Raw genomic sequence first — 23052 nt, forward strand, 5'->3', positions numbered from 1 at the left:
CGCGTGTGGACCGCCCGTTCGAATCACCCGGACGGCCCACGCGCCGGGCAGTGCGCACAAGGGAACTAGTGCTCTCCGTCTGGCGTTGACCAGTACGGGAGGGTCCACTGAAGAGTGGAAGCAGAGCATCAGCAGGCAAAGGGTTCCCCTGCCGCATGACTTGGAGGGCGTACCGTGCACCGCCGGCACAATGGGCTCAGGACAGCCGTACTCCTCGGGGGACTGTCCGCACTCATCATCGTCATCGGCAGCCTCTTCGGGCGTACAGGCCTGATCGTCGCGCTGTTCATCGCGATCGGGACGAACGCGTACGCGTACTGGAACAGCGACAAACTGGCTCTACGCGCGATGCGCGCACGCCCGGTGAGTGAGTTCGAGGCCCCGGCTCTCTACCGCATGGTCCGCGATCTCTCGACCCAGGCCCGCCAGCCCATGCCGCGCCTGTACATCTCACCGACGAAGGCGCCGAACGCGTTCGCGACGGGCCGCAACCCGCGCAACGCGGCCGTGTGCTGCACCGAGGGGATCCTGCGCATCCTGGACGAGCGAGAGTTGCGCGGTGTCATCGGCCACGAGCTCAGTCACGTCTACAACCGCGACATCCTGATCTCGTCCGTGGCCGGCGCGCTCGCGTCCGTGATCATGTTCCTGGTCAATTTCGCCTGGCTGATCCCGGTCGGCCGGTCCAACGACGACGACGGTCCCGGCATCCTCGGGATGCTCCTGGTCGTGATCCTGGGCCCGCTCGCCGCTTCCGTCATCCAGCTCGCCATCAGCCGCTCCAGGGAGTACGAGGCGGACGCGTCCGGTGCCCAGCTCACCGGCGATCCCCTCGCCCTCGCGAGCGCGCTGCGCAAGCTCGACGCCGGCACGAAGCAGCTGCCGCTGCCTCCCGAGCCGCGCATCGAGACCGCGAGCCACATGATGATCGTGAACCCTTTCCGCCCGGGACAGGGAATGTCCAAGATGTTCTCTACGCATCCGCCGATGGCGGAGCGCATCGCCCGGCTCGAGCAGATGGCAGGTCGTCAGCAGTGAAGACAATTCTGAACGTCATTTGGCTCATCCTGAGCGGCTTCTGGCTGTTCCTCGGGTACCTGACCGCGGGTGTCATCCTGTGCATCACGATCATCGGCATCCCGTTCGGCATCGCCGCGTTCCGTATCGGCATCTACGCGCTGTGGCCGTTCGGCTATACGACGGTGGAGCGCCACGACGCGGGCGCGCCGTCCTGCATCGGCAACGTCCTGTGGCTGGTCCTCGCGGGCTGGTGGCTCGCCCTGGCCCACATCGTCACGGGCATCGCCATGTGCCTGACGATCATCGGCATCCCGTTCGGTATCGCCAACTTCAAGCTCATCCCGGTCTCGCTGTTCCCGCTGGGACGCGAAATCGTGCGCACGGACCAGCCGTTCGCGTCACGCTAGCCGTACGGGCCCGCCGGGCGCGGTCGTGGTCCCTGGCGGGCCTACGCGTACTCGCCGACCGCCGCCGACATTCGAGGGCGTCCCCGGCCTCCCCGGCCTTCTCGCCCTCTTCGCCGGAAAACGGCGTCGGCGTCCGTCTCGCGTGAGGGTTGTCCACAGGCTCCCCGATTGTCAGTGGCGCGCTGCATGATGAACCCATGACCGAAATCGAGCAGTTGCTGGCACGGGTCGCTACGGAGGCCCGTAACACCCGCCCGTGGGGCTGGCCTTCGCTCCCCGCGCCCGTGGGCCCGGCTGAGGTCGCCCGCGCCGAGGCCGTCCTGGGATTCCCCCTGCCCGCGCTGCTCGCCTCGCTCTACCTGCGGATAGGGGACGGCGGATTCGGTCCGGAATACGGTCTGTTGCCCCTGCTCGACGGCCCGCCCTCGGGCGAACCCGCGGTCGTTCCGCAGTATCTGGCCAGCCGCGAGAGCGGCCGCAAGGACCCCGAGTGGCCATGGCCCGAGGGCGTCCTGCCGATATCCCACTGGGGCTGCGGCATGTACGCGTGCGTGGACTGCCAAAGCCCCGACGGCACGGTCCTGTTCTACGAGCCGAACGCCGACGAGGCCGACCACGCCTGGTACGTGGACGCGCCGAGCCTCGCGACCTGGCTGCTCGCCTGGCTCGAGGGAACGGGCTGGTACGAGGAGTCCAACGACGGCGCGGACCTTCCTCTGTGGCCCGACTTCCAGATACGGACGACGGTGACGCAGTCTTCCTGACTCGCTAACGCGAAGCTGCCCAGAGCCGTAGGCCGTAGGCCGCTGCCCCCACCGCCAGGACGGCCGCGCCCACGACCACCGAAACCCCCGGCAGGGCGAACGCCAGCGTCACGCATCCGAGCAGCCCCAGCGTCGGCATGACCCGCGACGCCGGAGCCGAACTCAATGTCCAGGCCGAGGCGTTGGCGACCGCGTAGTACGCCAGCACACCGAAGGAGGAGAAGCCGATCGCGCCGCGCACATCCACGGTCGCGGCCAGCACGGCGACCACCACGCCCACGGCCAGTTCCGCGCGGTGGGGGACCCGGAAGCGCGGGTGCACGGCGGCCAGGGCTCCCGGCAGATGACGGTCACGGGCCATGGCCAGCGTGGTCCGCGAGACACCCAGGATCAGGGCGAGCAGAGAGCCGAGCGCGGCCACGGCGGCCCCCACCCGTACCACCGGCACGAGCCCCGGCAGTCCGGCTGCCCGCACAGCGTCGACCAGCGGTGCCGGGGCGAGCCCCAGCCCGGCCGATCCGAGCACCGAGAGGACAGCCACAGCGACCAACGCGTACACCACGAGCGCGATGCCCAGAGCCAACGGGATCGCGCGGGGGATGGTGTGCGCAGGATCCCGGACCTCCTCACCGAGCGTCGCGATCCGCGCGTACCCGGCGAACGCGAAGAACAACAGACCGGCCGCCTCAAGTACCCCGCCCGCTCCGGACGACAGTCCGATGCCCAGCCGCCCGGCATCGGAGACGTCGGAGCCGAGACACCCGACCACCACGGAAGCGAGGACCGCCAGGACCACTGCCACGATCGCCCGCGTCAGCCAGGCCGACTTCTGCATGCCGCCGTAGTTCACGGCGGTCAGCGCGACCACGGCCGCGACCGCCACCGCGTGGCTGTGCGCCGGCCAGACGTACGCGCCCACGGTGAGCGCCATCGCCGCGCAGGAGGCTGTCTTGCCGACGACGAACGACCAGCCCGCCAGATACCCCCAGAATTCACCGAGCCGCTCACGTCCGTAGACGTACGTACCGCCGGAAGCGGGGTACAGGGCGGCGAGCCGGGCCGAGGACATCGCGTTGCAGTAGGCGACGACGGCGGCGACCGCGAGTCCGAGCAGGAGCCCGGATCCGGCCGCACGCGCCGCGGGGCCGAGCGCGGCGAAGATCCCGGCACCGATCATCGAGCCGAGCCCGATGAGCACGGCGTCCCCGACACCCAGGGTGCGGCGCAATTCGGGACTGGACTGAGTCATGGGCCGCACCCTACTGATCACTGCAACCGTAGGGAGCCGCGGCGACGTCCTGTTCATCAGCAGGGCATCAACACGGCATCGATACATACCTGACCCGCGCCGGACACGGACAGCGCGGGCATGGCCCGCCCGGACCGAAATCACAGGGCCGGGACAGCGTGGGGACAGCACGGAGGGGCAGGCTCAGGACATGGGCATCATCAGCTGGATCATTCTGGGGCTGCTGGCGGGCGCCATCGCCAAGTTCCTGCTCCCGGGGCGCGACCCGGGAGGCTTCATCGGAACGACCGTCATCGGTGTCGTGGGCGCGTTCATCGGCGGCTGGATATCGGCCCGCTGGCTGGACCACCCGATCACCAAGCACTTCTACGACGGCGCCACTTGGGCGGCAGCCATCGGCGGCTCGCTCGTGCTGCTGATCCTGTACCGCATCCTGTTCGGCGACTCGCGCCGCTGAGCGCGTATCCCCGAGAGGGCTGCCGACGACCGAGAAGGGCGGGCACACCGGGGTGCCCACCTTTCCTCGTACTTTCGGCCACCGCTTCGGCACGTACTGGGCACGCGCGAGAAGCGAGCAGGGCAACCGCCGACCCCGCAACGAACCGGCCTGCAACGCCCAACCCGCTGAGGCGGGTTGGCGAAGCGCTGCTGACCCTGCGCGGTGCTGTTCGGCGCTCTGCGCGCCCGGCGTATCGGGCGCGCCACGCGTTCTACCGGTAGTTCACGAACTGCAGAGCGAAGTCGAAGTCCTTGCCCTTGAGGAGAGCCTGAACGGCCTGCAGGTCGTCACGGCTCTTCGAGCTGACGCGCAGCTCGTCGCCCTGCACCTGGGCCTTCACGGCCTTGGGGCCCTCGTCACGAATGATCTTCGCCACCTTCTTCGCGTTGTCCTGGGAGATGCCCTCCTCGATCGTCGCGAAGATCTTGTACTCCTTGCCGGAGAGCTGAGGCTCACCGGCGTCCAGCGACTTCAGCGAGATGCCCCGCTTGATCAGCTTGGTCTCGAACACGTCGAGGATGGCCTTCACCCGCTCCTCGGAGTTCGCCTCCATGAGGATCTTCTCGCCGGACCAGGAGATGGAGGCGCCGACGTTCTTGAAGTCGTAGCGCTGCGAGATCTCCTTGGCGGCCTGGTTGAGGGCGTTGTCGACCTCCTGCCGCTCGACCTTCGAGACGATGTCGAAACTGGAGTCGGCCATGTCCTGTGGCTCCTTGTATCGGGTGCGTAGGGGCGGCCGTCGAGCCCGGCGTAGGCCTCCGGCCGCATCCGCATAAGCCTAGCCACCCCCCTCCCTCCAAGCGTCGATCAATTGGGTGGCGAAGCATCCCCGGTCATCAGGTATCGTTTACGTCGTTGCCAAGGAGCACCGCACAAAAGTGGGGCTCAGGGGCAGCATCCCTGGCGGTGTGCCCGAGCGGCCAAAGGGAGCAGACTGTAAATCTGCCGGCTTAGCCTACCCAGGTTCGAACCCTGGCGCCGCCACATGTAGGTAAACCCCCTTCGACCAGCCTTAACGGCAGGTCGGAGGGGGTTTCTTCGTTCCCGCTTCTGTTCGACTCGGCGTGGACGGAACGTGGACGTGTCTCACCTCGTACCGCCTAAATCCCACCTCTGATCAGCGCGTGTCCCCCAGGTGTCCCCCGGGGGAGAGCATGATCACTCCGGCTCGTTCCACTCCCGGAGGGCCGCGTCGATCCGGCTGTTCGCGCGTTCCCGGGTCTGGTCGAGCACCTTGGCGTACACGGTGTGCAGAACGGCGATGCTGTGGCCGGCACGACGGGCGCACTCCATAGCATCGACCCCGGAACTGAGCCAGAACGACACTCCTGCATGCCGTAGGTCGTAGGGGCGACGGGCCAGCAGAGAAGCCGTCTCCGCCTCGCTCAGTACGTCCTTTCGAGCATTCGCCCACACCTCTCCATAGCCGGTCTCTTGCAGCAGGCCATTGCGGTTCGTCCGGAAGAGCCGGCCGTCCGGCGCCGTGCCGTGTGCGGTGATGTGCTCCCGCAGCATGCGTACGAAGTGGGGCGGGATCGGGACGGGACGGGAGTCCTTCTTGGCGCGTGCCTTGAGGTGGCGTACCTCGTGCGCCGTCCCGTCGTTGGTCCAGCCGCGTCCTGCCCGGACTACTCCCTGGCGCAGGGTGAGCATCCCCCACCCTGTCTCCGGAAGGTGGCACTGGTTCACTCGAAGCCCGGTGGCTTCCGCGGGGCGCATGGCCGCGTAGTACAGGCATCCGAAGAACGCCTCCAGATGCCGCCCGCGCGGGCCCTGCTCGCGCACCCCCGCCAAGAGCACGCGGACCTGGCGAGGGTTGGCGACGCTCTCGGGGTCCACCGCGTCCACGGACTTCGGAGCGGTCCACTTCACGGCCGTGATGGGGTTGACCGGCGTCGAGAAGTACTGCTCTTCGACGGCGAGCCCGAGCACGTCGCTCAGACAGGCGCGCTTGCGTTTCGCGGTGCGAGGCGATGCCTCCTTGCCGTCCAGCCGTAAGGACAGCGCGTCCAGGGCCAGACGCACGGTCGCTGGGTCCTCAAGCGCGGAGACCGGCATGGAGTGCTTGGAGACCCAAGCAAGAGCCCGTGTCACATCGTCGGGCGGGGTCTCGTCCCAGCGGTTCCGGTTGTACGCCCACCCGTACAGCGCGCGGCGCATGAGCGCGCTGTCGGGCATCCCGGTCCTGGTTTTTACGAGCGCGGGAGTGATGGTGGCCAACGCATCGGCGTAGTTCTTCCGCGACTTCGCCGGCGCTAGCGCCCACTTGCGCTCGATGTACGAGCGGCTGTGCTCGTACCACGTGATGGAGCCTTGCTTCGCGCGTAACTCCGATACAGGCAAGCCCGTTTCCTCGTCGAACTGGTCACCGCGTCGAACGGCGGACATCAGTTCCGAGCGGCGCCCCTCGGCCTGAACTTTCAGCGCGTAGCTCTTGGAGTGCTTGCGCTCCCCGACCAGCCAGCGCATGCGGTAGGGCTTTGGGCGGTCCTTGCGGACCTCGATGGAGTAGAGGCGAACGTCGTAGGTCAGTGCCATATGAACTCCAGAGGGGCCCGCCGGCGGCGGACCCCTCGTGTCGTGTGTGCGGGAGGTTGTTACGCGGCGTCTTCCATGGACGACCACCAGGCATCGAGGTCGGCGCGGCGGCAACGCAGTTGGCCGTTAGGGAGTTTGAGGAGCTTTGGCGCCTTGCCGCGGGCACGCATGCGATAAAACGCGGCGCGGCTCATGTCGATCTCTTTGAGGACTTCCGGGAGCTTGAGCATCTTGGTGCCGGCCAAGGTGATGACTCCTTCTCGGAGGTGGGCTTCAGGCCCCCTTCTGAGGGGCGCTACTTCCGCTACCGCCGCTACCGCGCAGGTCAGGGGCCTGTTCGGGGTAGCGGGAAGGGGTAGCGGTAGCGGATGGGTAGCGAGCCGGTAGCGGCAACCGGGGCCGGTTGCCGCTACCGCGTTGTCGCTGGTCAGGTCAGGTTTTCGGTGCCCGGTAGCGGAGGTAGCGGACTTTCCGGGGGTGGGGGGCAGTAGCGGGCCCACGCGTCGTGCAGATCGGCGGCGTAGTAGCCCTTGAGGACGCTCCCGGCGGTCTTGATGTTGCGGGAGGTGATCGGCTCGTTGTCGGCCGTCATGTACTCCGCGAGCATCTTCGACAGCCGCCGGTTGTCGAGCGGCCTGCCGTGCAGGTCGGCCCACGGGGCGTCGTCCAGAGAGTTGAGCCGGTCCAAGACGGCGACGGTGGGAAGGCGGTCGATGCCGGCCATGACGTGATCGCGCAGGTCGGTCAGCAGCCGGACTCCGAGACTGCCTTTGTCGTTGGCCTTGGACGCGGTCACCAGCGTCACGCACGCGGCCCGTGCCCGGTCGGGCCAGGCGCCGCCGGCCGCGTCGGCGATGGCGAGCAGGGGTTCCCACACATCCGCCGGGCGGTCGGTGACACCGTCGGGCATGTCGGGCCAGGCGCCCATGACGAACCCGCGGGCATGTTCGGCCCATTGGGCGAGCCGGTCCCGCAGCCGGTGTCCCTCGGCCTCGTGGATGCGGGCGCGGAAGGCTTCGATGCGCTCGTTGCGGGCCCGGCGCCGCATCCGGATGACGATCGAGCGGGTCATGATCGTGTCCGGGAGCGCTCCGAGTCCGGCGACGGCGACCCCGCAGTACGAGGGGAAGGCCTGCACGGTCTGGTTGCCGCCGTCACCGATGCACCGGTAGGTGACCCCGGTCCGGCGGTGCCCGGCGTTCAGGAACCCGCGCAGCTCCTCGTTGTCTCCCGCCTTCGGGCCGAAGACCGTGTCGATCTCGTCGAACAGGATGGTGGGCCGGCCGTTCGGTCCAGACACCGACCGGAACAGGGCGGCGGCGGACGCGTTGACGGCCGTCATGGGTTCGGGCACGAGGGTTTCCACGATCTCCAGTGCCCGGGACTTTCCCGACCCCGGTTCGGGGGAGAGGAAAGCGAGGCGGGGGGTGGAGTCGAAGCAGTCGAGCAGGTGGGCGTGCGCGTCCCACAGCGCGACGGCGACGTAGGCGGCCTCGTGGGGGAAGACGTTGAAGCGGCGATGGAAGGCTTCCACCTCGCCGAGCAACGCGGCCCCGTCGATGGCGTCAGGCGCGGTCATGCGGCGGCCCTCCCTTCAGTGAGTGCGGCAGGGGTTCCGGTGCAGAAGTGCTTGTGCGCGGCGTACTCGGTGACGAGAGCGGCAACGTCGGCGGCCCCGCTCGCGGTGACGGCTTCACCGCACGCGCAGGCGTACGCGGCGTACGGGGTGTCGCCGTGCCGCTTGGACCAGCGGGCGCCGTCGTTGGGGTGGCGGTAGACCGGCGGAGCGTAGATGCGGATACCGGGCCGCTCCGGCGTCGGATCATCGCCGTGCCCGGGTGCCGCGCCGGCCTGGTCGCGGTCCAAGCGAACAAGGACTGAAAGGACGCCCTGACGGGCGACGACCCTCGGCTCGCCCACGGCCGTCGCGTCCACAGGCTGTGGAGCGGCGTCCGGACGGTCCGGGGTGGTGGTGATGCTCTTCAGAGGGGGATGGGGTCGGGTGTTCATGCCGCATCCCGGCGGTTCTGGTTGTGGGCGATGGACCAGTCCAGGGCGCTGCGCAGGGTAGAGCGGCACTCGGCCGCGGACAGTCCGGCCGCCTCGCCCCCTGCCTGAAGAGCCTGCTCGACCACGTGCCGGGGCAGGTCGCCCCACGCGACGAACCGTCCCAACGCGCGTGCGGCCCAGAACAACTTCGCCTCCCGCTGCCCGACTTGAGCCGAAGCCACGTTTCGGCACTCTGCGGCGAGCGCTACGTCCGCGTATCGACGTGATTGCCCCGCTACGGCCACCGAAGGGACCTGAGAGCGCTTGGGGGCCGGTTGCAGGATGCTCTGCAGCCACGAGGGCAGAGGGGCCGCCACGGGCCCGCACAGGGCTTCGTAGGCTCCGGCGGGGGTGGTGCTGCCGGCGGCGACGACGTATCCGCCCCACGCTCGGGTGTCGACCGAATCGGCAACCGTGCCCTGGGTGTTGGTCATCCGGGTGCCGGGCGGGGTCGTGAAGTACAGATGGGTTCCACCGCTCGCGGTCCGCACCCGGTAGGTGTCGAGGACGGCGTGCCCGGCGCGCTCGCAGAGCGCCCCAAAGGTCGCCGCGCCGTCAGGCGCGTCCGAACTGCCCTTGTGCTCAGGCGTGTCCAGGTCGATGACCAGCAGCCCGGAAGGGCCCGTGGCGATACCGACGTTGAACGGCGCCCGCCACCACGCGGCCCGGATACGGTCTGGATCGGTCGTGGCGCGCTGCTCCCACTTCCGGTGCCCTCCCGCGCACGGGCCGGTGCCGATGCATGTCCGCTCACCGTGCAGCGCGGGCTGCTTGGTGCCGGGGCGCAGGGGGAAGACGTGCCAGCCGCGTTCTGCGGCCGTCAGAGCTGCGGCGAGTAAGGACCCTCGCCGATTGTCGGTCGGTTGGTTCATGCTGGATGCCTCCAACAGGTCTGTTGCGGACTGGTTGGCAAGGGCGGTCCCGGACTTTGGCGAGACGGGGACCGCCCTTGGCGTAGCTACTGGTGGAAGTGGTTGCGCTTGATCACGGCCCGCCGGATGTTCACCGTCGTACCGCCCTTGGGGCCGGACGTGCCGAAGATCTGGACGGCGATCCAGCCGCCGAAGATGACGGCGGCGAGGGTGATCAGTTGGGTGATGAGCGCGGTCAGTGCGGCGATGAACGTCGTCAGGACCAGCAGCCCGCCGCACACGGCGGCGAACCCGATCCCTCCCAGGGCGATGTTCACGGCCGTGCGGGAGACGGCCGGCTTGGCCGCGACCGGTTCGGGCTGGACGGGGTTGATGGCGTATCCGGTGACGACCCGCCCGTCGGGCAGGACCACGCTCGCCACCGCCGGGACGCTGCCCGGCTGCACCGGTATGAGCGGCGCCGGCGCGACGGCGGCGGGGGCGAGCGGAACGGGCTGGTGGACCTCTACGGCGGTCGCGAGGCGACGGCTGGTGGGGTGTTCGGGGTACATGCGGAATCCCTTCCGGTGCTCGGTCGGGGAGGTGAAGCCACCCCCTTCGGGGGCGGCTTGTGGAGGGGTGTTCCGGAGGGTGACCTGCGGGGCCTCCCTGACTCCCTGGAACGGTGTTTTCGCTGATCAAGGCGGGGGATGCGATCCGGGGAGGGGGTTGGGGCGGTGTCCCCGCCTCCCCGGTGCGAGAGGGTGCGCTTCCCCGCTACTCGGAGGCGGAAGCGGAACCACCGCCGTCGCGGTGGGCGATGGCCCGAAGGACGTGATCCTTGTGGACGACCATGCGGCCGTTGGACTTCTTCGGCTCCTCGCCCTCGGCCTCCAGGACCCGCTTGAGGTCACCGAACGTCCAGCCGTCATAGGTGTCCGCGTCCAGTGCGGCGAGCCGCTTGAGGATGTCGAGGGTGAGCAGACGCTGCGCGTCGCCCATGACGGCGAGGATGTCGGCGAGCGGGTCGCGCTCCTCGCCGCGCTCGATCACGGTCAGGGTGGTGACCCCGTCGCGCAGAGCGCGGGCCCGATCGGCGACGGCGTGCGCCTCGGCGATGTCGATGTAGTGCGTGCGGACCGTGATGGACGCCTGCCCGGCCGGGATGGCGATGCCGTCGGAGGCGACGACGACCGTGCCCTTGTCGAGCCCGGGGCGCAGCAGGTTCGGGGCGGCGCCGCCGTCGACAGCCTTGTCGCCCAGTGCCATGCGGGCCTGCTGCTCGGTGCCCAGGGCGAGGGAGGCGCGGGTGTGGGCGCCCTCGCGGACCAGCTTGGGCAGGTTCTCGTTCGTCGGGTCCTGGGTGCCCTGCCACATCAGGACGTTGACCGCCCGCCCCTGGTTGTGGATCTTACGGACGGCCATGAAGTAACGGGAGTTGGCCTTGGCGCCGCCGTAGGGGCGCTTGTCCTCGTCCTTGGCCGGGCACATGAACGCGACCTGCGCCTCGTCCACGATCACGAGCAGCGCCGGGAACTTCGTGCCGGGCGGGGCCTGGAGACGGCGGTTCATCTCGTCCACGGCGCCCTCGACCATCTCGGTCACCTGGATCACGTGCTCATCCGTCGGGCCCTCGATCAGTGTGGTGGCCACGCCGTCGAACATCCGCCAGTCCCCGGCGCCCTTCAGGTCGCCCATGAGGAACTGCACCTGCTTGTCCAGGGCCAGCCACAGCGCGAGCGACCGCAGCGCGGCCGTCTTGCCCTGGTTCGACAGACCCGTGATCAGAAGGTGCCGCTGGAAGAGGGACAGGGCTGCCGCGTCGCCGCGCAGGTCCTGACCCCACGGGGCGCGGCCCTTGGCATAGTCGGCGGTCAGCGTCTCGTCCGTGACCAGCGGGGACGGGCCGATCGGCTCGTCCAGCGCCCCGGAGTCCGCGACCCACAGGCGGACGGTGCGGGCGGCGGTCGGGATGGTGATGAACACTTCGTGTTCGTGCCGGGTCAGGTTCTCCGCGAGCTTGCGGCGTCGGTTCTGCACCTCGTTCGTGGACACCCCGGAGGGCAGGGTGACGTCGACCTCGACGCCGCATCCGGCGATCCGGATCGGTCCGAGCATCGACGCGCCCGCGTCCCCCATGTCCTTGATCGCGTTGCGCAGGGCGGGTACGCCGAGGTCGCGCAGGGCCTTGACCACGATCGACGGGGTGATCGGCTCACCCTCGCTGGTGCGGACGCTGTCAGGCAGGGCCCATGCGGGTGCGGCCTGCTGCTTGCTGCCCACCGCCCATAAGGCCAGCAGGGCGAGGAAGGGGCCGATGGCGAGAGCGGGGCCCCACACCACCTGGACGATCCTGATCAGCAGGTTGATGAACTCGATCGTGGCCATCAGCGGGGTGATGACCTGCGTGACGTCCTTCGTCGCGATGGCCATCACGACCCCGAGCGCGACCAGCGACCCGACGCCCATGCCAGCGCTGACGGCTACGCCCTTGGCGGCCTCGAGCGGGGAGTGGAGCAGGTCCATGCGGCGGCGGTGGCGTGCCTCGCGGAAGTGCTGCCCGCGCTCCTCCCACTCCGTGGCCATCTCGTGGTTCCCGGCGGCTTCGGCGGCACGGAACATCCGCTCGTAGCGGGAGGCGGTCCGCCCGTCCCACGTCCGCTTCGCCGCGATCCGCGCGCCGCCGGCCACGTAGAGGGTGTGCCGGGCGATGGCGCGGGCGGTGGCCTTGGTGGTCTCGTGCGTGACCGCCGTGCGGATTGCGCGCCCGGAGCGCACCCACAGCGGCACGGGCGGCGCGGGCGCCGGTTCGGGGACCACGGTCAACGTGGTCACGGCCGACGGGTCGGTGTCTTTGTACAGGTGAACGACGTTGTCACTCATGGTGAAGCGGACTCCTGACTGCCCCGGATCGGGGTGAGAGTGAAGGGGAGGAATGCCGTGGCGGAGGTGCGGGTCACCACCAGCCGAAGGACTTCTTCGCGGCCTTGGCGCGAGCGGCTTCGGTGACGATGCGCTGACGCTCGATCTGCAACGCGGTGATCTCCGCGATCAGCCGCGTCTCCGCCGACGTGGAGACCGAGTCGATTCGGTTGTCGGCGCGGCCGGTGCTCTTACCGCGCAGGACCCGGTACGAGCCGCCGGCGAGTGCGGCGAGCATCTGGCGCCGCTCCGAGCCGGTGAGCGGCCACAGTTCGCCGCGGCGGACGGCGTCGAGCTTGCGGTTCGTCTCCCGGATCGCCCGGTCCAGGCGGCGGGTGTCGGGCTTGCCCATGGTCAGACCGCCTTTCCGGCGTCGGGGGCGAGGATGAGGTGGATGTCGGCGAGCCGCCCGGTGACGCCCTGGGACCCGAGCCAGGCCGCGACCTCGCGGGTGACGCGGTCCCAGCAGAAGGACGCGGGGGCGGTGACGGTGCCGTGGGCGAACCTGCGGCCCTGTCCGGGGACGGTCACCCAGGCGTGCCACGCGTAGTCGATCGTGCTGGTCACAGCAGAACTCCAGGTGCGGTGGGAGGGTTCAGGCGGCGCGCTGGTCTTCGGGGTAGGTGCAGGTCACGCAGGTCCCGAACGAGGCGGGGATGACGTATCCGGCATCGCGGCAGCAGACGGGGCAGGTGCGGCGGGCGCGCATCATCGCGGCGTGCGCCCGCCACCGGCCCGCCGTCATCGGCCGCACCGGTACGGCGAGGTCGACCCGGTACAGGTGGGCGACCAGCGGCGGGCGCCGACGGCGCGGTCGTTCGAGCTGAGCGGCCACCGGTTGACCGCCTGGCCGTAGCCCACGGGCGCGGAGTTGGCGGCGGGTGGCGTAGCCGTCCGGGGCCAGGCGCCACCGGAACACCGGCAGCGCGCCCATCACGCCACGCGCTTCCACGTCGCCCGCAGGCGGACCTCGGACGCGGAGTGCCCGGCAGCCCGGAAGCGGCTCGCCATCTCCCGATACGACAGGGCGGGAACGCGGCTGGTGCGGATCTCGTCGACCACCGCGTCGAGTTCGGCGTCGGTGAGTGCTGGGCCCGATTCCAGCGCGGCAATGGGCTCGGTCGGCCCCCAGACGGGTAGTTCCCAGCGTGGTGTGACGTCGGGTGTGACGCGGGTCGTCACGCTGGTCAGGGCCCTGCCGGTGTCCTCGCCGGACCGGGCCGCCTCCAGCGTCGACCACGCGTCGGAGAGTCGCTTAGCAGTCTCGGCCTGGACGCGGGCGACGCGGGCACCGGCCTGCGTCACGGCCGTCAGCCGGGTCTCCTCCGTCGTGGCTTCCGCCCGCAGTCGGGCACGGGCCACGGCCGCTTCGTCGCGGGCTTCCTGCTGGATGCCGCGGATCGCTCCGAGGGCATTCGGGGTGAGCGCGGTGGCCTCCCACAACCCGTGCACCAGCCACAGCGCCTTTGCCGCGAGCGGCAGCCACGCCATGGCCAGCCAGGCGCCCGTGTCCGCTTCTGCGGTTAGGGCGTGGGCGATCAGGACGCCGGTGGCGAGCAGGCCGAACGACCAGCCGACCCCGGTCACGGCATCGGAGTGGTCGCCCTGTGCGGCGAGGCGGCGTTCGTAGGCGAGGGTGGCGAGCCATCCCCCGTCGATGCCCAGGCCGACCACGAGGGCGACGGGCCACGGCATCGCGCTACCGAGCCACATCACGACCACGGCGAGGGTGAGGACCAGGGAGACGGCCGTCACTGCGACGGCGGGCAGGGCGGTGGGGCGGGCCATCACGCCGCCCCCACACCGGACAGCCGCGCGCCGTCGGGCACCTGTGTGTAGCCGGTCAGCTCGATGTCCGCGCCGTCGTACACGGTCTGTGCGGTCAGTACGCCGGTGCGGTGGTTGCACTGCACATGGAAGTCGACCGCGTCCGGCTCGATGCCGAGCACCGTCCGCCATGCCTCGAACGCGGCGAACCCGCCGTCCTGCTCGTGCAGCGACAGGGCCAGGCGGTCCGGGTAGATCGCGGTCACGTGAACCACCGGGGCCGGCAGGTGCGGGAAGTCGAGTGCCAGCAGCCGCAGCGCCCGCAGGGGCGCCGACAGGGCTTCCAGGGTGGAGATCGGGCTCATGCCGCACCCCCCGCCGGGACCGTGGCGGCGGTGCGGTTGGTCAGCTTGGCCCGCTCCGCGAGCACCCGGGCCAGCGTCCGCCGGATCCGGCGGATGTCGACCTCGTTCGGGGCGTGGCCCATAGCGATGATCTGCGCGTCGATCAGGTCGACGTCCGCGAGGATCGCGGGCATCTCCCGCTCGATCGCGTCCAGCTCCGCGTCCGTCGGCTCCATGAAGTCGGCGAACGCGGTAACAGCATCCTGAACAGTGACGATGTCGTTCATTGGGTCGTGTTCCTCTCAGACAGGAACGGCCCGAACAGCGGTCCCGGGTCTAGCCACCCGGGGCCGCGCGCCGTTGAAGTCGGTAGATCCGGCTCCCCTCGACCTCGCCCGTACGCGACACCCCGTAGGGCAGCGGACGGGCGAAGGAGGCAACCGGCGCGGCGCTAGCCGCCGCGAAACGGTTGGAGCTGACCGGTCGGCCGCAGCGCTTGAATCGCGCTCACAGACCCGGGGATGGAGCGGCGCCACCGTGCCGGTCGATCACGGCCGCGCCCATCGCATTCGTCGACTCACCAGGTCTCCTTCGACTCGCTGAACAGGGGAAACGCACTGCAAGGGGGACCTTGTCCCCACACTCCGGCCGTTGCTCGCGGTCGCCGGGCCACCTCGCCAGTCGGGCCGAAGCCCATTGCGTCCTACCTGGCCTTTAGCGGGATTGCAGCGTCGCCGCCCTCTGCGTTCATGCACGTCAAGCTGTGGTGATGCAGCAGGTGGGGCGCACTCAATGGTGTTGGACCACCTGCTCAGCTTGTTGGTACAAGCTGATGTGGTGATGCTGCACCCGCGGACAGTGAGGCGTCAAGAGGGTTGGGCCACATGTACCAACAAGTTGCGCGAGTGCGTCATGATGGGGGCTATGACCAAGCAGCCGAAGTACCGACAGGTGGCGGACATCCTGCGCCGTGAGATCGACAACGGCACCTACGCGCCGGGGGCGCGGCTGCCTTCCGAGAACGACTTGCAGCAGCGGTTCGACGCATCGAGGAACACAATCCGCAACGGGCTAAGCCTGCTGGTCGGTGAGGGTCTGATCGCGTCCAGCCAAGGGCTCGGATACGAGGTCAAGGCGCACGAGGTTTTCGAACTGAACGCCTCGCGGTTCGAGAATCTGACGTTCCCGCAGAACGGGGACGCCTACAGCACGGATGTGACGAACGCCGGCCGACGACCCCACCAGACCTTCCGCGTGGAGATGCTCCCGGCTTCGAACGATGTCGCTGAGCGACTCAAGGTTCCGGCCGGTACGAAGGCTGTATTGCGGTTCTGTCATCGCTACGTGGACGACGTTCCATGGTCCACACAGGCTACTTACTATCCGTCTTGGCTGGTCGAAGAGTCGCCGCGACTGGCTGAGCCGGGAGACATTGAGGAAGGTACGACTCGGTACCTCGCCTCGCGGGGGATCGAGCAGGTCGGGTACTTCGACGAGATCGCCGCCCGTATGCCCACGCCGGAGGAAGCCCGACTCCTGGAGATCGGGGCAGGTGTGCCCGTGATGCTCTGGACGCGTACCGGCTACTCGGCAGACCGACCGATCCGATGCACGATCACGACGTTCCGAGGGGACTTGAACCGCATGAACTACGAGATCGGCGAGCTGTCTGCCCGAAGCGAGAACGCGTGATCATCACTCCGGCAGAGCCGCACGACGTGACCAAGCTGCTCGCCTTTCGGGAGGAAGCGGCAGGCTGGTTGCGGAGGCTGGGGTCCGACCAGTGGAGCCGTTCGTACCCCGCTGACAAGCTGTTGGCCACGATCGAAGCTGGCACGGTGTTCATGCTCCGCGACGGGCACACGACCGCTGGCACGATCACGCTCACTCCCGATGCCGAAGCGGGGCTGTGGACGGACGACGAGCTAGCTCAGCCATCGATGTTCGTCAACAAGCTCACCATCGCTCGCGACTACGCGGGGCAGGACCTCGGGGGGCGACTGCTTGACTGGGCGAGTGACCGGGCACATCGTGCGGGAGCACAATGGCTCCGCCTGGACGCCTGGACGGCGAACGAGGGGCTTCAGCGGTATTACCTCCGGCACCGTTTCACGCATGTTCGTACTGTTCGCGAGGGCGCGGCGGTGAATGGCGGGCCCAGGGTTTCTGGGTGGCTCGCGCAGAGGGCAACATGCGCGGCCGACCATGGGTTTAGTGACCGTACGCCTGCGCCCGTAAGGCTTCGGTCTGCGGCGTAAACCGGGCTCGTGCCCGCTGCGTGGCTGATCCTTCTCCCGCGTGACGCCGAGGAAGAATCTATGGTCAAATTTTCGGTTAGCCAAACCATTGTTTGACAGGAGCGTTGAATTCCTCGCCAATAATCCGCCTTGCGTTAGCGTGAGCGATAACGAGCGCCACTGGCGTGTTTAGATAGGATGACATTCCCAGCTTTCTCCATCTTTCAAAAAATGGAGCCAGTTTCGGGCGGGCGATCAATACTTGCCTAAGGATCTCTGAGTCGGGCTGAACGGTCTTCGTCAAAGTGGATCGAGCATTTGTAAGTAGGCCCTCAAGGCCCTCCCTTGCGGCCAGATCGTTAAGATCCTTGATTGAAGCCGCCTGCACGAAATATCGGTCCGGCATTTCGGCGCGCTGTTTTGCGAGAGGGGTGCCGATTAGACTTCGGGCTTCTGGATGCCTATCCAGGGTGAAGCCCTCGGAGAATAGTCCGGGATAGTTCATTCCTAGGTAATGCTGGGGCGTTATGGAACCGGCAGCAGCGATTAGGCAACCGACGCCTACGAGGTAGTCGGGTTCCAGTGATATCAGTTGCTTGATTCCTTCTTCGAATGGTTCGATTGCCCTAGCGAATTGGTTGGCTACATCGGCTACGTCTTTGAGGCCAGGGAATGCTACGTGTTTGACAATGAAATTGCATGTCAGTAGCGAAATTTGTGCACCGGATAGGCTCTGGACAGTTCGGAGGGCCGATTCCAGTGAAAGCTGAGTGACGTCCCTGACCGCTGCTGTCGAGCGATCGACGAGTATTCCAACCAAGATGTCGCCCAGCTTGGCATCTCCGGTCTTGGCGTATGCTGCTTGAGCGTCAAAAATGGCTGACTGGACGCCGGGATCTTCTAGGTTCTTGAAGCCCTCTGGCTGATTATCTCGTAGTTCTTTAAGGAAATTCTCGGTCAGTTCCTCCGCGCGAGCAACCGCTACCAATAGGGCATCGCGGGACAACGTAGTGAAGTTTTCCCGGAAAACTTCCATCGCGGTGTCCCTGGCTACCTCCTTTACGTCTCTGTAGTTCAATCCGAAGTTGGCATCTCTGCCGACGTTTATATTGGTCCCGTTATCTCCGGTACTCTGCTTCTGGGTGAGCCATTTCATCTGTTGATTACTCCGGCCTGATGGTTGACTGAATTGTCTCCGGATCGCTCAGCTTGCCTCACGGCTGCCTGTCGATGTCGCGGATGTTAAGGTCTCGGCCTGCTTGAATGTTGGTGGAACTGTTTCCGCTCTTCTGGCTCTGCTTGGCTGGGTCGCTTCTTCGATCGAAGATGAACCAACCTGCCGCGGCGACTACGACTGCTCCGCCTACTCCTCCGAACGCCCATGCCAGTACGCTCACGAATCCTCCTTCTAGGTTGGGCAAAGGTTAGTCGCCTTTGGTGGCGTGGAGGGGCGTTTTCTCGGCGTTGGCTGGCTTGTTCGTTGGCGAACGTTTGAGCGGTACCGAGTAGTAAGGCTTCCCTTGCACGAGTGAGAGGGCCTATGCGTGCGGACGTCGACGACGTGGTCTCAGTCCTGGTCTCGAACGCTCCTGATTCTGCGGCTATCTCATGCCGTCCGCACAGGTCCGGCAGCCGTGACGAGCAGGTGCGATGTGTCACTTGCGGACCCACCTGGACACTCCTGGACCAAGATCCGACAACTTGTAATGCGTAGGCCTGGCGGACGTGCATGCAGACCCGTCCCGTCCCCTCCCCTGGAGTCCAGGGGAGGGGACATCGAGAACTAACGAATTGCCTCTGTGTGCAGGCTCTTTGCGGTGGCAGCGAGGATGCGTCGAAGCTTCTCCCTGTTGACCCCGTAAGTCTTGAGGGCGTGGCAGTTGGGGCACAGGGCGATCATGTTCGAGGGGACGTCCGGTCCCTCTTTGGCCAGGTCTTGTACGTGGTCGACCTGCAAGATGGGGTTGCCGGCTGTCGTGAGTTCCTTGGGGTGGCCGGCACATTGGGGGCTCTCGCAGTTGCCCTTGCTGCGTCGAATGACGGCTGCTCTCGCGCTGGGGTCACGGACGAAGCGGTCCGCGAGCGAGGGCTTCTTGAGCTGGCCTCGCCGCTTGGCGTTGGCTTCCGCGTTCTGCGTCAGGCGCTTGTACGCGTCCTCGTCGCTTTCGGCGGTGTCACGTACTTTCGGGTCTACGTCGCTTGGGCGGTAGGAGTCTGTGTCGTCGTATAGGGCGCCCGTGTCAGCGTCTAGGGCTTCGAGTACTTCCGTGGGCCACGTCTCGCGTTCCGGGGAGGGGACGGGGGCCAGGATCCAATGAAACTCGCGTCGCCATTCCTTGTCGGCGCCGCGTCCCCATCGGAATCGGCGTTGGGTGATGACTGCCCAGGTCTCGAAGCTGAACTGTCCCTGGTAGGGCTTGTGCCAGTAGCGGAGAGGGCGTCCCGCGGCCTGGTACTCGGCCATGAGCTCGTTGCCATCGGTGATCTTTTGATCGCCGGAGAGCCCGTCGCCCACGTAGGCGATCCAGTTCGTGTCCGGGACACGGCTGTCGTTGTAGGGCCCCTTCTCGTCGGAGAAGGCGCTCAGGATCCCATCGGCGAGACAGCCGATCCCTGCCATCTTCTGGCCGCCGTAGGCACGCCAGATGGCATCGCGGTCCTTGAAACTCTCGCCCAGTTGGGGGCGTAGCGCGTCGGCCCACCGGCCGGCGAGCAACTCGTGCAGCCCGAAGTCCCTCAGCAGGTCGGGAGGCAGCGGGTAGAAGTAGCGCAGGATGAGGCCGGCTGCGACAGAGGCCGCGGCTTCAGGGTGCGATCGGAGCAGCGCGTAGTCGTCCTCGCGGAGACCGCCGGCAGGGTCCACATGGTCCAGAGACTCCGAGGTGGGGCGCCGCTCGCGGCTGGTGAGAATGAGGTCCTCTGCACGATCCAGGACCCACAAGTCATCGCGCACGAGTGCCCAAAACGGGTATCGCGCGCCGTCTCTGCCGTCCTCGACCTGCGCGTACTTCTCCATCAGTGGAGCTACGGCTTCGTGCGTGGCGGACCACGGCTGCATGCGTGGGGCGGTGGCCACGGCTTGTCCGATCGCCCACAGGAGAAGCATGGGCCGGTGCAGCGCTGTGCCGGCCGCGCGCCGTGCTGGCCGCAGGTCTCCCACGCGCCGGTGGAAGGTCTTGGGTAGCTCGACGACAGTGAAGCCCTCCCGCTTCAGCCACGCCACGGCGGCCTTGAGGCCGCCGCTGAACCCTGGCGTTGAGGGCTTGAGAGCTTCACCGAAGTCGTACTTGTGGGCGACGCCGGCTATGGCCTTCGAGTCGTACTGCCGCCCCTCGTGCACGAGCAGATAGGTGGCAGCCGCGTGGAAGCCGTAGGTGTCACGGAACGCTTCCACTCCAAGTCGGTCGTGCTCGTCAATCGCTCGCAGGATTCCCGCGCGTGTGATCTCAGATGGAGCCATGGGCGACACCGTAGATCAGAGCACTGACAGAGCACCTCGGCGAACGGTCCCTGCCTGACCGGCGTCGTGCCCTGATGCTCGTGTCAGGTTGCGGGAGCCTGCCCCACCGTGGCTTCCATCTGCGTTGTTTCCAGGGCGACTTGAAACGGATCAAGTCCTGTGATTGAGTTTTTCGCGCGCTGTATCCCCAAATCCCCGGCTATGCCGACAATCCCCTGAACGCAGCGCGGAAGGGCACCTTCATGCCTAAAACTCGGTACGAGTACGAGCTCCCGGCCCACAAAGTGGACTACGGGACCGAGGTTGCAGTAAGCGACCTCAGGATCGACCCTCAAGCGCAGCGGACCCTCCACGAGGGGCGTGCTCAGCGCATCGCAGAACACATCGTCCCTGAAGCCATCGGTTTGATCATGGTCTCCTTGCGAGACGACGGCCAGATGTACATCGTGGACGGGCAGCACCGCTACCGTGCTTGCCAGCTGGCTGGCATCACCACCGTGAAGGCCGAGATTCACCATGGCCTGACCCTCGATCAGGAAGCGATTCTCTTCCTGATCAAGAATCGTGAGTCCCACAAGCCGAAGCCGATCGATGAGTACCACGTTGGCCTCACCGGTGGTGTGCCCCTCTTCGTCGACACCGACCAGGTTCTGAGGAAACACGGACTCATCCTCGGCTCAACCTCCACCAACAGCGTCGGTGCGGTCTCTGGCGTCTTGCGGATCACCGAGCGGTATGGCGTGGAGGTCTTCGATCGCACCCTCGCGGTTGCCCAGGACGCTTTCGGGCGTTCCCCGTTGACCTGGGACGGAATGCTCCTCGGCGGCATCGGCCAGTTTCTCGGTCGATGGGGCAGCATCGTCGACGACAAAGAGCTCGCCCGGAAGATGCTGGCGATGGGGACGGCGGACAAGTGGCGTGCGGAGATCCTCAGTCGGTCGTCACGTAACGGGTTCAACAACAGCGGTACGGGGTCACGTGTGACGACTGCGTACCGCCTCGTCATGGCGGCCTGGAACAAGGGTCGCAGGGCGGCAAACCAGATCGCGGAGTAGCTCGACGTAGTCAGCCGGTGCCCCTCCCGTCCGGAGGGGCGTAAGTCTTCCGGCTTGACGGAGCATGCACGGTCTCGTGAGCTTGCCGGCTCTTCCCTGTGTTGTACCCGCTGATCATCTTGAGCCGCGGGTCGGACACCGCATACCCGGCCAGTCGCGCTGCCCGGCCTTGCCAGCGGCAAGGCTCTAGTACCCGCTCTGCATGTATGCGCTGCTCCTCAAGGCGGGGCGGCGTCATGCCGCAGCAGGCACTTTCGACGTGCTGCTCTCGTCTTGCCGACCGCAGTGAAGGGTCAGCAGAACCGTGTTGTTCCAGTTCCCTGACGGCGCGCCCGCATGGATGATGATCATCCCTGCGGTTACCGTCGGCCTCCTCCTTGGCGTGGCGCGTGTCATCAAGAACCTTCCCAAGGACACGTTCAAGAACTTCTTCGAGTACCGCACCAAAATCAACGAGATCATCGCCGGGGACACCAAGGGGCGGGTAGCCGCTGCACAGAAATACCGACTTGTGTTCATGGGGTTCACGCTCGCGTGCGTGGTCGCCGTCACCCTCGTCCTCGTGCTATCCCGGAGTGACGGAGCAACCACAATGCCGGAACCTCAGCACAAGAGTTCCCAGCCTCCACAAGCCCCCATGGGAGGGGAATCCCCCATGTATCCCCCAGAGCCTACTTCTGGAAGCGAAGCAGCAGCTCAGAAGCCCTAAAGGGAACCCTCTGTAAATCTGCCGGCTTAGCCTTCCGTGGTTCGAATCCACGCGCCGCCACATGACCGAAAGAGTCTGTGACCAGCAGCAATGCTGGTCACAGACCCTTTCGGCGTTTCCGAAGTCTCGGGCATCGATTTGGCCGCCTTGTCCCACTGTGCCGCACGTTGGATCGCGTGCTGACCAGCCCGTGTGGGGCAGGGGTGGGGCAAGCTTTCCGGCTTCCTGCCTGCCGTTTCGCAGTGCCGCTTCAATCCGGGTGTTCGCCGCGGCCACGGCGCCGTCGAGGCACTTCGCGTAGACGCGGAAGACGACGGACACGCTGTGGCCGGCACGCGCAGCGACCGCCCGTTGTTCGACACCGGAACCGAGCCACGTGGAGTACGGCGGCGTGGCGCAGATCACGGGGACGCTTGGCGGGCTGTGAGGCGCGCTGAGCGGGCGCGAGGGTGTGCGATCGCGCCTCTGTCCAGACCTCGCCGTATCCGGTGTCCCGGATGAGCCCGCCCCGCTGTGTGCGAAGCAGCCGGTTGTCGGGGTGACGCCGTAAGCCGTGACGTGCCGCCGGAGCAGGGCAACCAGGTCGGGCGGGACCGGGGCCGGGGCCTATGAGGGGGCCTGCCATCAGCCGGCGTTGGGAACGCCGTTGCCGGGCCAGGAAGCGCAGAGTGCGGCAGGAGCTTCGTCGCGCTCTATGACAGTCCAACTCGGCATTGCCGCCGTCGCTTTTGAAAGAGATCACTGCTCGACCGCTTCAGGAAGCGGAGGAGCAGGGCACGGGTGAGTCGGTCCGGGAGGTCCCGGACGAACAGCCGGATCAGTGCGCCCACGAGGCACACTGATCCCATGTCATCGCGTCGCAGAAACTGCCCGGAGTGCCGTCGGGAGATCGCCGTCGTCGCGGGACGGTTCGCTCGGCACGATCCTCCCGGTGTGCGGGGGAGCGGAGAACTGGTCTCGTGCCCCGGTTCGCGCCGGCAGGCACATCTCGGAGCCGCCCAGCCCGCGCTGGACGGGTACGCCGTCCCGGAATTCCCTGGCCAGCTCCCGCTGTTCTGACCGGTCCCCCCAAAAGGGGCAGCAGGTCTAGGCCGTTTCCTTCGGATCACCTTGCAGACCAGATGAAGATGGCTGCGAGGTGGAGTCCGGCGAGGTAGATGGTGGCGGTCTTGTCGTAACGG

At 67.3% G+C, this 23052-nt stretch carries 27 protein-coding genes and 1 tRNA gene; 10 read left to right on the forward strand and 18 right to left on the reverse strand.

Annotated elements, in window-relative coordinates; all coding sequences use genetic code 11:
- Positions 1–174: 174 nt before the first annotated feature.
- The 3 genes from htpX (at position 175) to ACFYR3_RS20325 (ending at position 2191) form a co-directional block, all read left to right on the forward strand.
- Positions 175–1038, forward strand: a complete 864-nt coding sequence (gene htpX, locus ACFYR3_RS20315; protein WP_389284141.1) for a zinc metalloprotease HtpX — start codon at positions 175–177, stop codon at positions 1036–1038.
- Positions 1035–1427, forward strand: a complete 393-nt coding sequence (locus tag ACFYR3_RS20320) for a YccF domain-containing protein (RefSeq protein WP_355840701.1) — start codon at positions 1035–1037, stop codon at positions 1425–1427. The genes htpX and ACFYR3_RS20320 overlap by 4 nt, the downstream gene beginning before the upstream one ends.
- Positions 1428–1624: 197 nt before the next feature.
- Positions 1625–2191 carry an SMI1/KNR4 family protein gene (locus ACFYR3_RS20325; RefSeq protein WP_356782124.1) on the forward strand — a complete coding sequence of 189 codons (567 nt, stop codon included), beginning with the start codon at positions 1625–1627 and terminating at the stop codon, positions 2189–2191.
- A 4-nt stretch (positions 2192–2195) separates the two neighbouring features.
- Here the strand turns inward: ACFYR3_RS20325 and ACFYR3_RS20330 are convergent, their stop codons facing one another.
- Positions 2196–3440 (reverse strand): APC family permease, encoded by a 1245-nt coding sequence (locus ACFYR3_RS20330; RefSeq protein ID WP_355840699.1) that lies wholly within the window; start codon positions 3438–3440, stop codon positions 2196–2198.
- A gap of 190 nt (positions 3441–3630) precedes the next feature.
- Between ACFYR3_RS20330 and ACFYR3_RS20335 the strand changes: the two genes are divergently transcribed.
- On the forward strand, positions 3631–3897 hold the full coding sequence (locus ACFYR3_RS20335) for a GlsB/YeaQ/YmgE family stress response membrane protein (RefSeq protein WP_355840698.1): 267 nt from the start codon (positions 3631–3633) through the stop codon (positions 3895–3897).
- Between the two features lie 253 nt (positions 3898–4150).
- Here the strand turns inward: ACFYR3_RS20335 and ACFYR3_RS20340 are convergent, their stop codons facing one another.
- On the reverse strand, positions 4151–4639 hold the full coding sequence (locus tag ACFYR3_RS20340; protein WP_355840697.1) for a YajQ family cyclic di-GMP-binding protein: 489 nt from the start codon (positions 4637–4639) through the stop codon (positions 4151–4153).
- A gap of 202 nt (positions 4640–4841) precedes the next feature.
- Here ACFYR3_RS20340 and ACFYR3_RS20345 point away from each other — a divergent pair.
- A tRNA-Tyr gene (locus ACFYR3_RS20345) sits at positions 4842–4923 on the forward strand.
- 174 nt (positions 4924–5097) lie between these two features.
- Here the strand turns inward: ACFYR3_RS20345 and ACFYR3_RS20350 are convergent.
- The 13 genes from ACFYR3_RS20350 to ACFYR3_RS20410 form a co-directional block, all read right to left on the reverse strand.
- On the reverse strand, positions 5098–6477 hold the full coding sequence (locus ACFYR3_RS20350; protein ID WP_389284145.1) for a tyrosine-type recombinase/integrase: 1380 nt from the start codon (positions 6475–6477) through the stop codon (positions 5098–5100).
- 59 nt (positions 6478–6536) lie between these two features.
- On the reverse strand, positions 6537–6722 hold the full coding sequence (locus tag ACFYR3_RS20355; protein ID WP_389284147.1) for a helix-turn-helix transcriptional regulator: 186 nt from the start codon (positions 6720–6722) through the stop codon (positions 6537–6539).
- Between the two features lie 182 nt (positions 6723–6904).
- A complete protein-coding gene (locus ACFYR3_RS20360; RefSeq protein ID WP_389284149.1) occupies positions 6905–8056 on the reverse strand; it encodes a DUF3631 domain-containing protein in 1152 nt (383 codons plus the stop codon).
- Positions 8053–8487: a hypothetical protein gene (locus tag ACFYR3_RS20365; protein WP_389284151.1), complete on the reverse strand. Its 435-nt coding sequence runs from the start codon at positions 8485–8487 to the stop codon at positions 8053–8055. The genes ACFYR3_RS20360 and ACFYR3_RS20365 overlap by 4 nt, the downstream gene beginning before the upstream one ends.
- Positions 8484–9398 carry a bifunctional DNA primase/polymerase gene (locus ACFYR3_RS20370; RefSeq protein WP_389284153.1) on the reverse strand — a complete coding sequence of 305 codons (915 nt, stop codon included), beginning with the start codon at positions 9396–9398 and terminating at the stop codon, positions 8484–8486. The genes ACFYR3_RS20365 and ACFYR3_RS20370 overlap by 4 nt, the downstream gene beginning before the upstream one ends.
- A gap of 86 nt (positions 9399–9484) precedes the next feature.
- Positions 9485–9949: a hypothetical protein gene (locus ACFYR3_RS20375; protein ID WP_389284155.1), complete on the reverse strand. Its 465-nt coding sequence runs from the start codon at positions 9947–9949 to the stop codon at positions 9485–9487.
- A 205-nt stretch (positions 9950–10154) separates the two neighbouring features.
- The gene (locus tag ACFYR3_RS20380; protein ID WP_389284157.1) at positions 10155–12260 is read right to left on the reverse strand and encodes an FtsK/SpoIIIE domain-containing protein; all 2106 of its coding nucleotides are present in this window, start codon (positions 12258–12260) and stop codon (positions 10155–10157) included.
- Between the two features lie 73 nt (positions 12261–12333).
- Positions 12334–12651 carry a hypothetical protein gene (locus ACFYR3_RS20385; RefSeq protein WP_389284159.1) on the reverse strand — a complete coding sequence of 106 codons (318 nt, stop codon included), beginning with the start codon at positions 12649–12651 and terminating at the stop codon, positions 12334–12336.
- A gap of 2 nt (positions 12652–12653) precedes the next feature.
- Entirely contained in the window at positions 12654–12866 is a 213-nt protein-coding gene (locus ACFYR3_RS20390) for a hypothetical protein (RefSeq protein ID WP_389284161.1), read from the reverse strand.
- 28 nt (positions 12867–12894) lie between these two features.
- Positions 12895–13233 (reverse strand): RRQRL motif-containing zinc-binding protein, encoded by a 339-nt coding sequence (locus ACFYR3_RS20395; protein WP_389284196.1) that lies wholly within the window; start codon positions 13231–13233, stop codon positions 12895–12897.
- Complete coding sequence (locus tag ACFYR3_RS20400) at positions 13233–14087, reverse strand: protein spdB (protein ID WP_389284163.1); 855 nt, start codon at positions 14085–14087, stop codon at positions 13233–13235. The genes ACFYR3_RS20395 and ACFYR3_RS20400 overlap by 1 nt, the downstream gene beginning before the upstream one ends.
- Entirely contained in the window at positions 14087–14431 is a 345-nt protein-coding gene (locus ACFYR3_RS20405; protein WP_389284165.1) for a hypothetical protein, read from the reverse strand. Before ACFYR3_RS20405 ends, ACFYR3_RS20400 begins: the two co-directional genes overlap by 1 nt.
- Entirely contained in the window at positions 14428–14697 is a 270-nt protein-coding gene (locus ACFYR3_RS20410) for a DUF6284 family protein (RefSeq protein ID WP_389284167.1), read from the reverse strand. The genes ACFYR3_RS20405 and ACFYR3_RS20410 overlap by 4 nt, the downstream gene beginning before the upstream one ends.
- Positions 14698–15334: 637 nt before the next feature.
- Between ACFYR3_RS20410 and ACFYR3_RS20415 the strand changes: the two genes are divergently transcribed.
- Entirely contained in the window at positions 15335–16102 is a 768-nt protein-coding gene (locus ACFYR3_RS20415) for a GntR family transcriptional regulator (RefSeq protein ID WP_389284169.1), read from the forward strand.
- Positions 16099–16668 carry a GNAT family N-acetyltransferase gene (locus ACFYR3_RS20420; protein ID WP_389284171.1) on the forward strand — a complete coding sequence of 190 codons (570 nt, stop codon included), beginning with the start codon at positions 16099–16101 and terminating at the stop codon, positions 16666–16668. The genes ACFYR3_RS20415 and ACFYR3_RS20420 overlap by 4 nt, the downstream gene beginning before the upstream one ends.
- A 76-nt stretch (positions 16669–16744) precedes the next feature.
- Here ACFYR3_RS20420 and ACFYR3_RS20425 read toward each other — a convergent pair whose 3' ends face one another.
- The 3 genes from ACFYR3_RS20425 to ACFYR3_RS20435 form a co-directional block, all read right to left on the reverse strand.
- Complete coding sequence (locus tag ACFYR3_RS20425) at positions 16745–17803, reverse strand: LPO_1073/Vpar_1526 family protein (RefSeq protein ID WP_389284173.1); 1059 nt, start codon at positions 17801–17803, stop codon at positions 16745–16747.
- A 58-nt stretch (positions 17804–17861) separates the two neighbouring features.
- Complete coding sequence (locus ACFYR3_RS20430) at positions 17862–18044, reverse strand: hypothetical protein (RefSeq protein ID WP_389284175.1); 183 nt, start codon at positions 18042–18044, stop codon at positions 17862–17864.
- A 386-nt stretch (positions 18045–18430) separates the two neighbouring features.
- Positions 18431–20107 carry an HNH endonuclease gene (locus tag ACFYR3_RS20435; protein ID WP_389284177.1) on the reverse strand — a complete coding sequence of 559 codons (1677 nt, stop codon included), beginning with the start codon at positions 20105–20107 and terminating at the stop codon, positions 18431–18433.
- 284 nt (positions 20108–20391) lie between these two features.
- Here ACFYR3_RS20435 and ACFYR3_RS20440 point away from each other — a divergent pair, with 284 nt between their 5' ends.
- From ACFYR3_RS20440 to ACFYR3_RS20450, 3 genes are all read left to right on the forward strand, one after another.
- Positions 20392–21162 (forward strand): DUF6551 family protein, encoded by a 771-nt coding sequence (locus ACFYR3_RS20440; RefSeq protein WP_389284179.1) that lies wholly within the window; start codon positions 20392–20394, stop codon positions 21160–21162.
- A gap of 304 nt (positions 21163–21466) precedes the next feature.
- Positions 21467–21871, forward strand: a complete 405-nt coding sequence (locus ACFYR3_RS20445) for a hypothetical protein (protein WP_389284181.1) — start codon at positions 21467–21469, stop codon at positions 21869–21871.
- A gap of 846 nt (positions 21872–22717) precedes the next feature.
- Positions 22718–22930: a hypothetical protein gene (locus tag ACFYR3_RS20450; RefSeq protein WP_355840696.1), complete on the forward strand. Its 213-nt coding sequence runs from the start codon at positions 22718–22720 to the stop codon at positions 22928–22930.
- The last annotated feature ends 122 nt before the right edge of the window (positions 22931–23052 follow it).

It is taken from the genome of Streptomyces sp. NPDC005784 (assembly GCF_042871525.1).
GTDB lineage: Bacteria > Actinomycetota > Actinomycetes > Streptomycetales > Streptomycetaceae > Streptomyces.

What these genes read in the sequence shown, in the direction of transcription:
- ACFYR3_RS20330 (WP_355840699.1), bottom strand. Translation starts at nt 3,440, where the DNA reads ATGACTCAGTCCAGTCCCGAATTGCGCCGCACCCTGGGTGTCGGGGAC.
- ACFYR3_RS20375 (WP_389284155.1), bottom strand. Translation starts at nt 9,949, where the DNA reads ATGTACCCCGAACACCCCACCAGCCGTCGCCTCGCGACCGCCGTAGAG.
- ACFYR3_RS20385 (WP_389284159.1), bottom strand. Translation starts at nt 12,651, where the DNA reads ATGGGCAAGCCCGACACCCGCCGCCTGGACCGGGCGATCCGGGAGACG.
- ACFYR3_RS20450 (WP_355840696.1), top strand. Translation starts at nt 22,718, where the DNA reads ATGTCATCGCGTCGCAGAAACTGCCCGGAGTGCCGTCGGGAGATCGCC.
- ACFYR3_RS20335 (WP_355840698.1), top strand. Translation starts at nt 3,631, where the DNA reads ATGGGCATCATCAGCTGGATCATTCTGGGGCTGCTGGCGGGCGCCATC.
- ACFYR3_RS20380 (WP_389284157.1), bottom strand. Translation starts at nt 12,260, where the DNA reads ATGAGTGACAACGTCGTTCACCTGTACAAAGACACCGACCCGTCGGCC.
- ACFYR3_RS20365 (WP_389284151.1), bottom strand. Translation starts at nt 8,487, where the DNA reads ATGAACACCCGACCCCATCCCCCTCTGAAGAGCATCACCACCACCCCG.
- ACFYR3_RS20425 (WP_389284173.1), bottom strand. Translation starts at nt 17,803, where the DNA reads ATGAAATGGCTCACCCAGAAGCAGAGTACCGGAGATAACGGGACCAAT.
- ACFYR3_RS20435 (WP_389284177.1), bottom strand. Translation starts at nt 20,107, where the DNA reads ATGGCTCCATCTGAGATCACACGCGCGGGAATCCTGCGAGCGATTGAC.
- ACFYR3_RS20370 (WP_389284153.1), bottom strand. Translation starts at nt 9,398, where the DNA reads ATGAACCAACCGACCGACAATCGGCGAGGGTCCTTACTCGCCGCAGCT.
- ACFYR3_RS20405 (WP_389284165.1), bottom strand. Translation starts at nt 14,431, where the DNA reads ATGAGCCCGATCTCCACCCTGGAAGCCCTGTCGGCGCCCCTGCGGGCG.
- ACFYR3_RS20360 (WP_389284149.1), bottom strand. Translation starts at nt 8,056, where the DNA reads ATGACCGCGCCTGACGCCATCGACGGGGCCGCGTTGCTCGGCGAGGTG.
- ACFYR3_RS20415 (WP_389284169.1), top strand. Translation starts at nt 15,335, where the DNA reads ATGACCAAGCAGCCGAAGTACCGACAGGTGGCGGACATCCTGCGCCGT.
- ACFYR3_RS20410 (WP_389284167.1), bottom strand. Translation starts at nt 14,697, where the DNA reads ATGAACGACATCGTCACTGTTCAGGATGCTGTTACCGCGTTCGCCGAC.
- ACFYR3_RS20325 (WP_356782124.1), top strand. Translation starts at nt 1,625, where the DNA reads ATGACCGAAATCGAGCAGTTGCTGGCACGGGTCGCTACGGAGGCCCGT.
- ACFYR3_RS20340 (WP_355840697.1), bottom strand. Translation starts at nt 4,639, where the DNA reads ATGGCCGACTCCAGTTTCGACATCGTCTCGAAGGTCGAGCGGCAGGAG.
- ACFYR3_RS20395 (WP_389284196.1), bottom strand. Translation starts at nt 13,233, where the DNA reads ATGGGCGCGCTGCCGGTGTTCCGGTGGCGCCTGGCCCCGGACGGCTAC.
- ACFYR3_RS20350 (WP_389284145.1), bottom strand. Translation starts at nt 6,477, where the DNA reads ATGGCACTGACCTACGACGTTCGCCTCTACTCCATCGAGGTCCGCAAG.
- ACFYR3_RS20400 (WP_389284163.1), bottom strand. Translation starts at nt 14,087, where the DNA reads ATGGCCCGCCCCACCGCCCTGCCCGCCGTCGCAGTGACGGCCGTCTCC.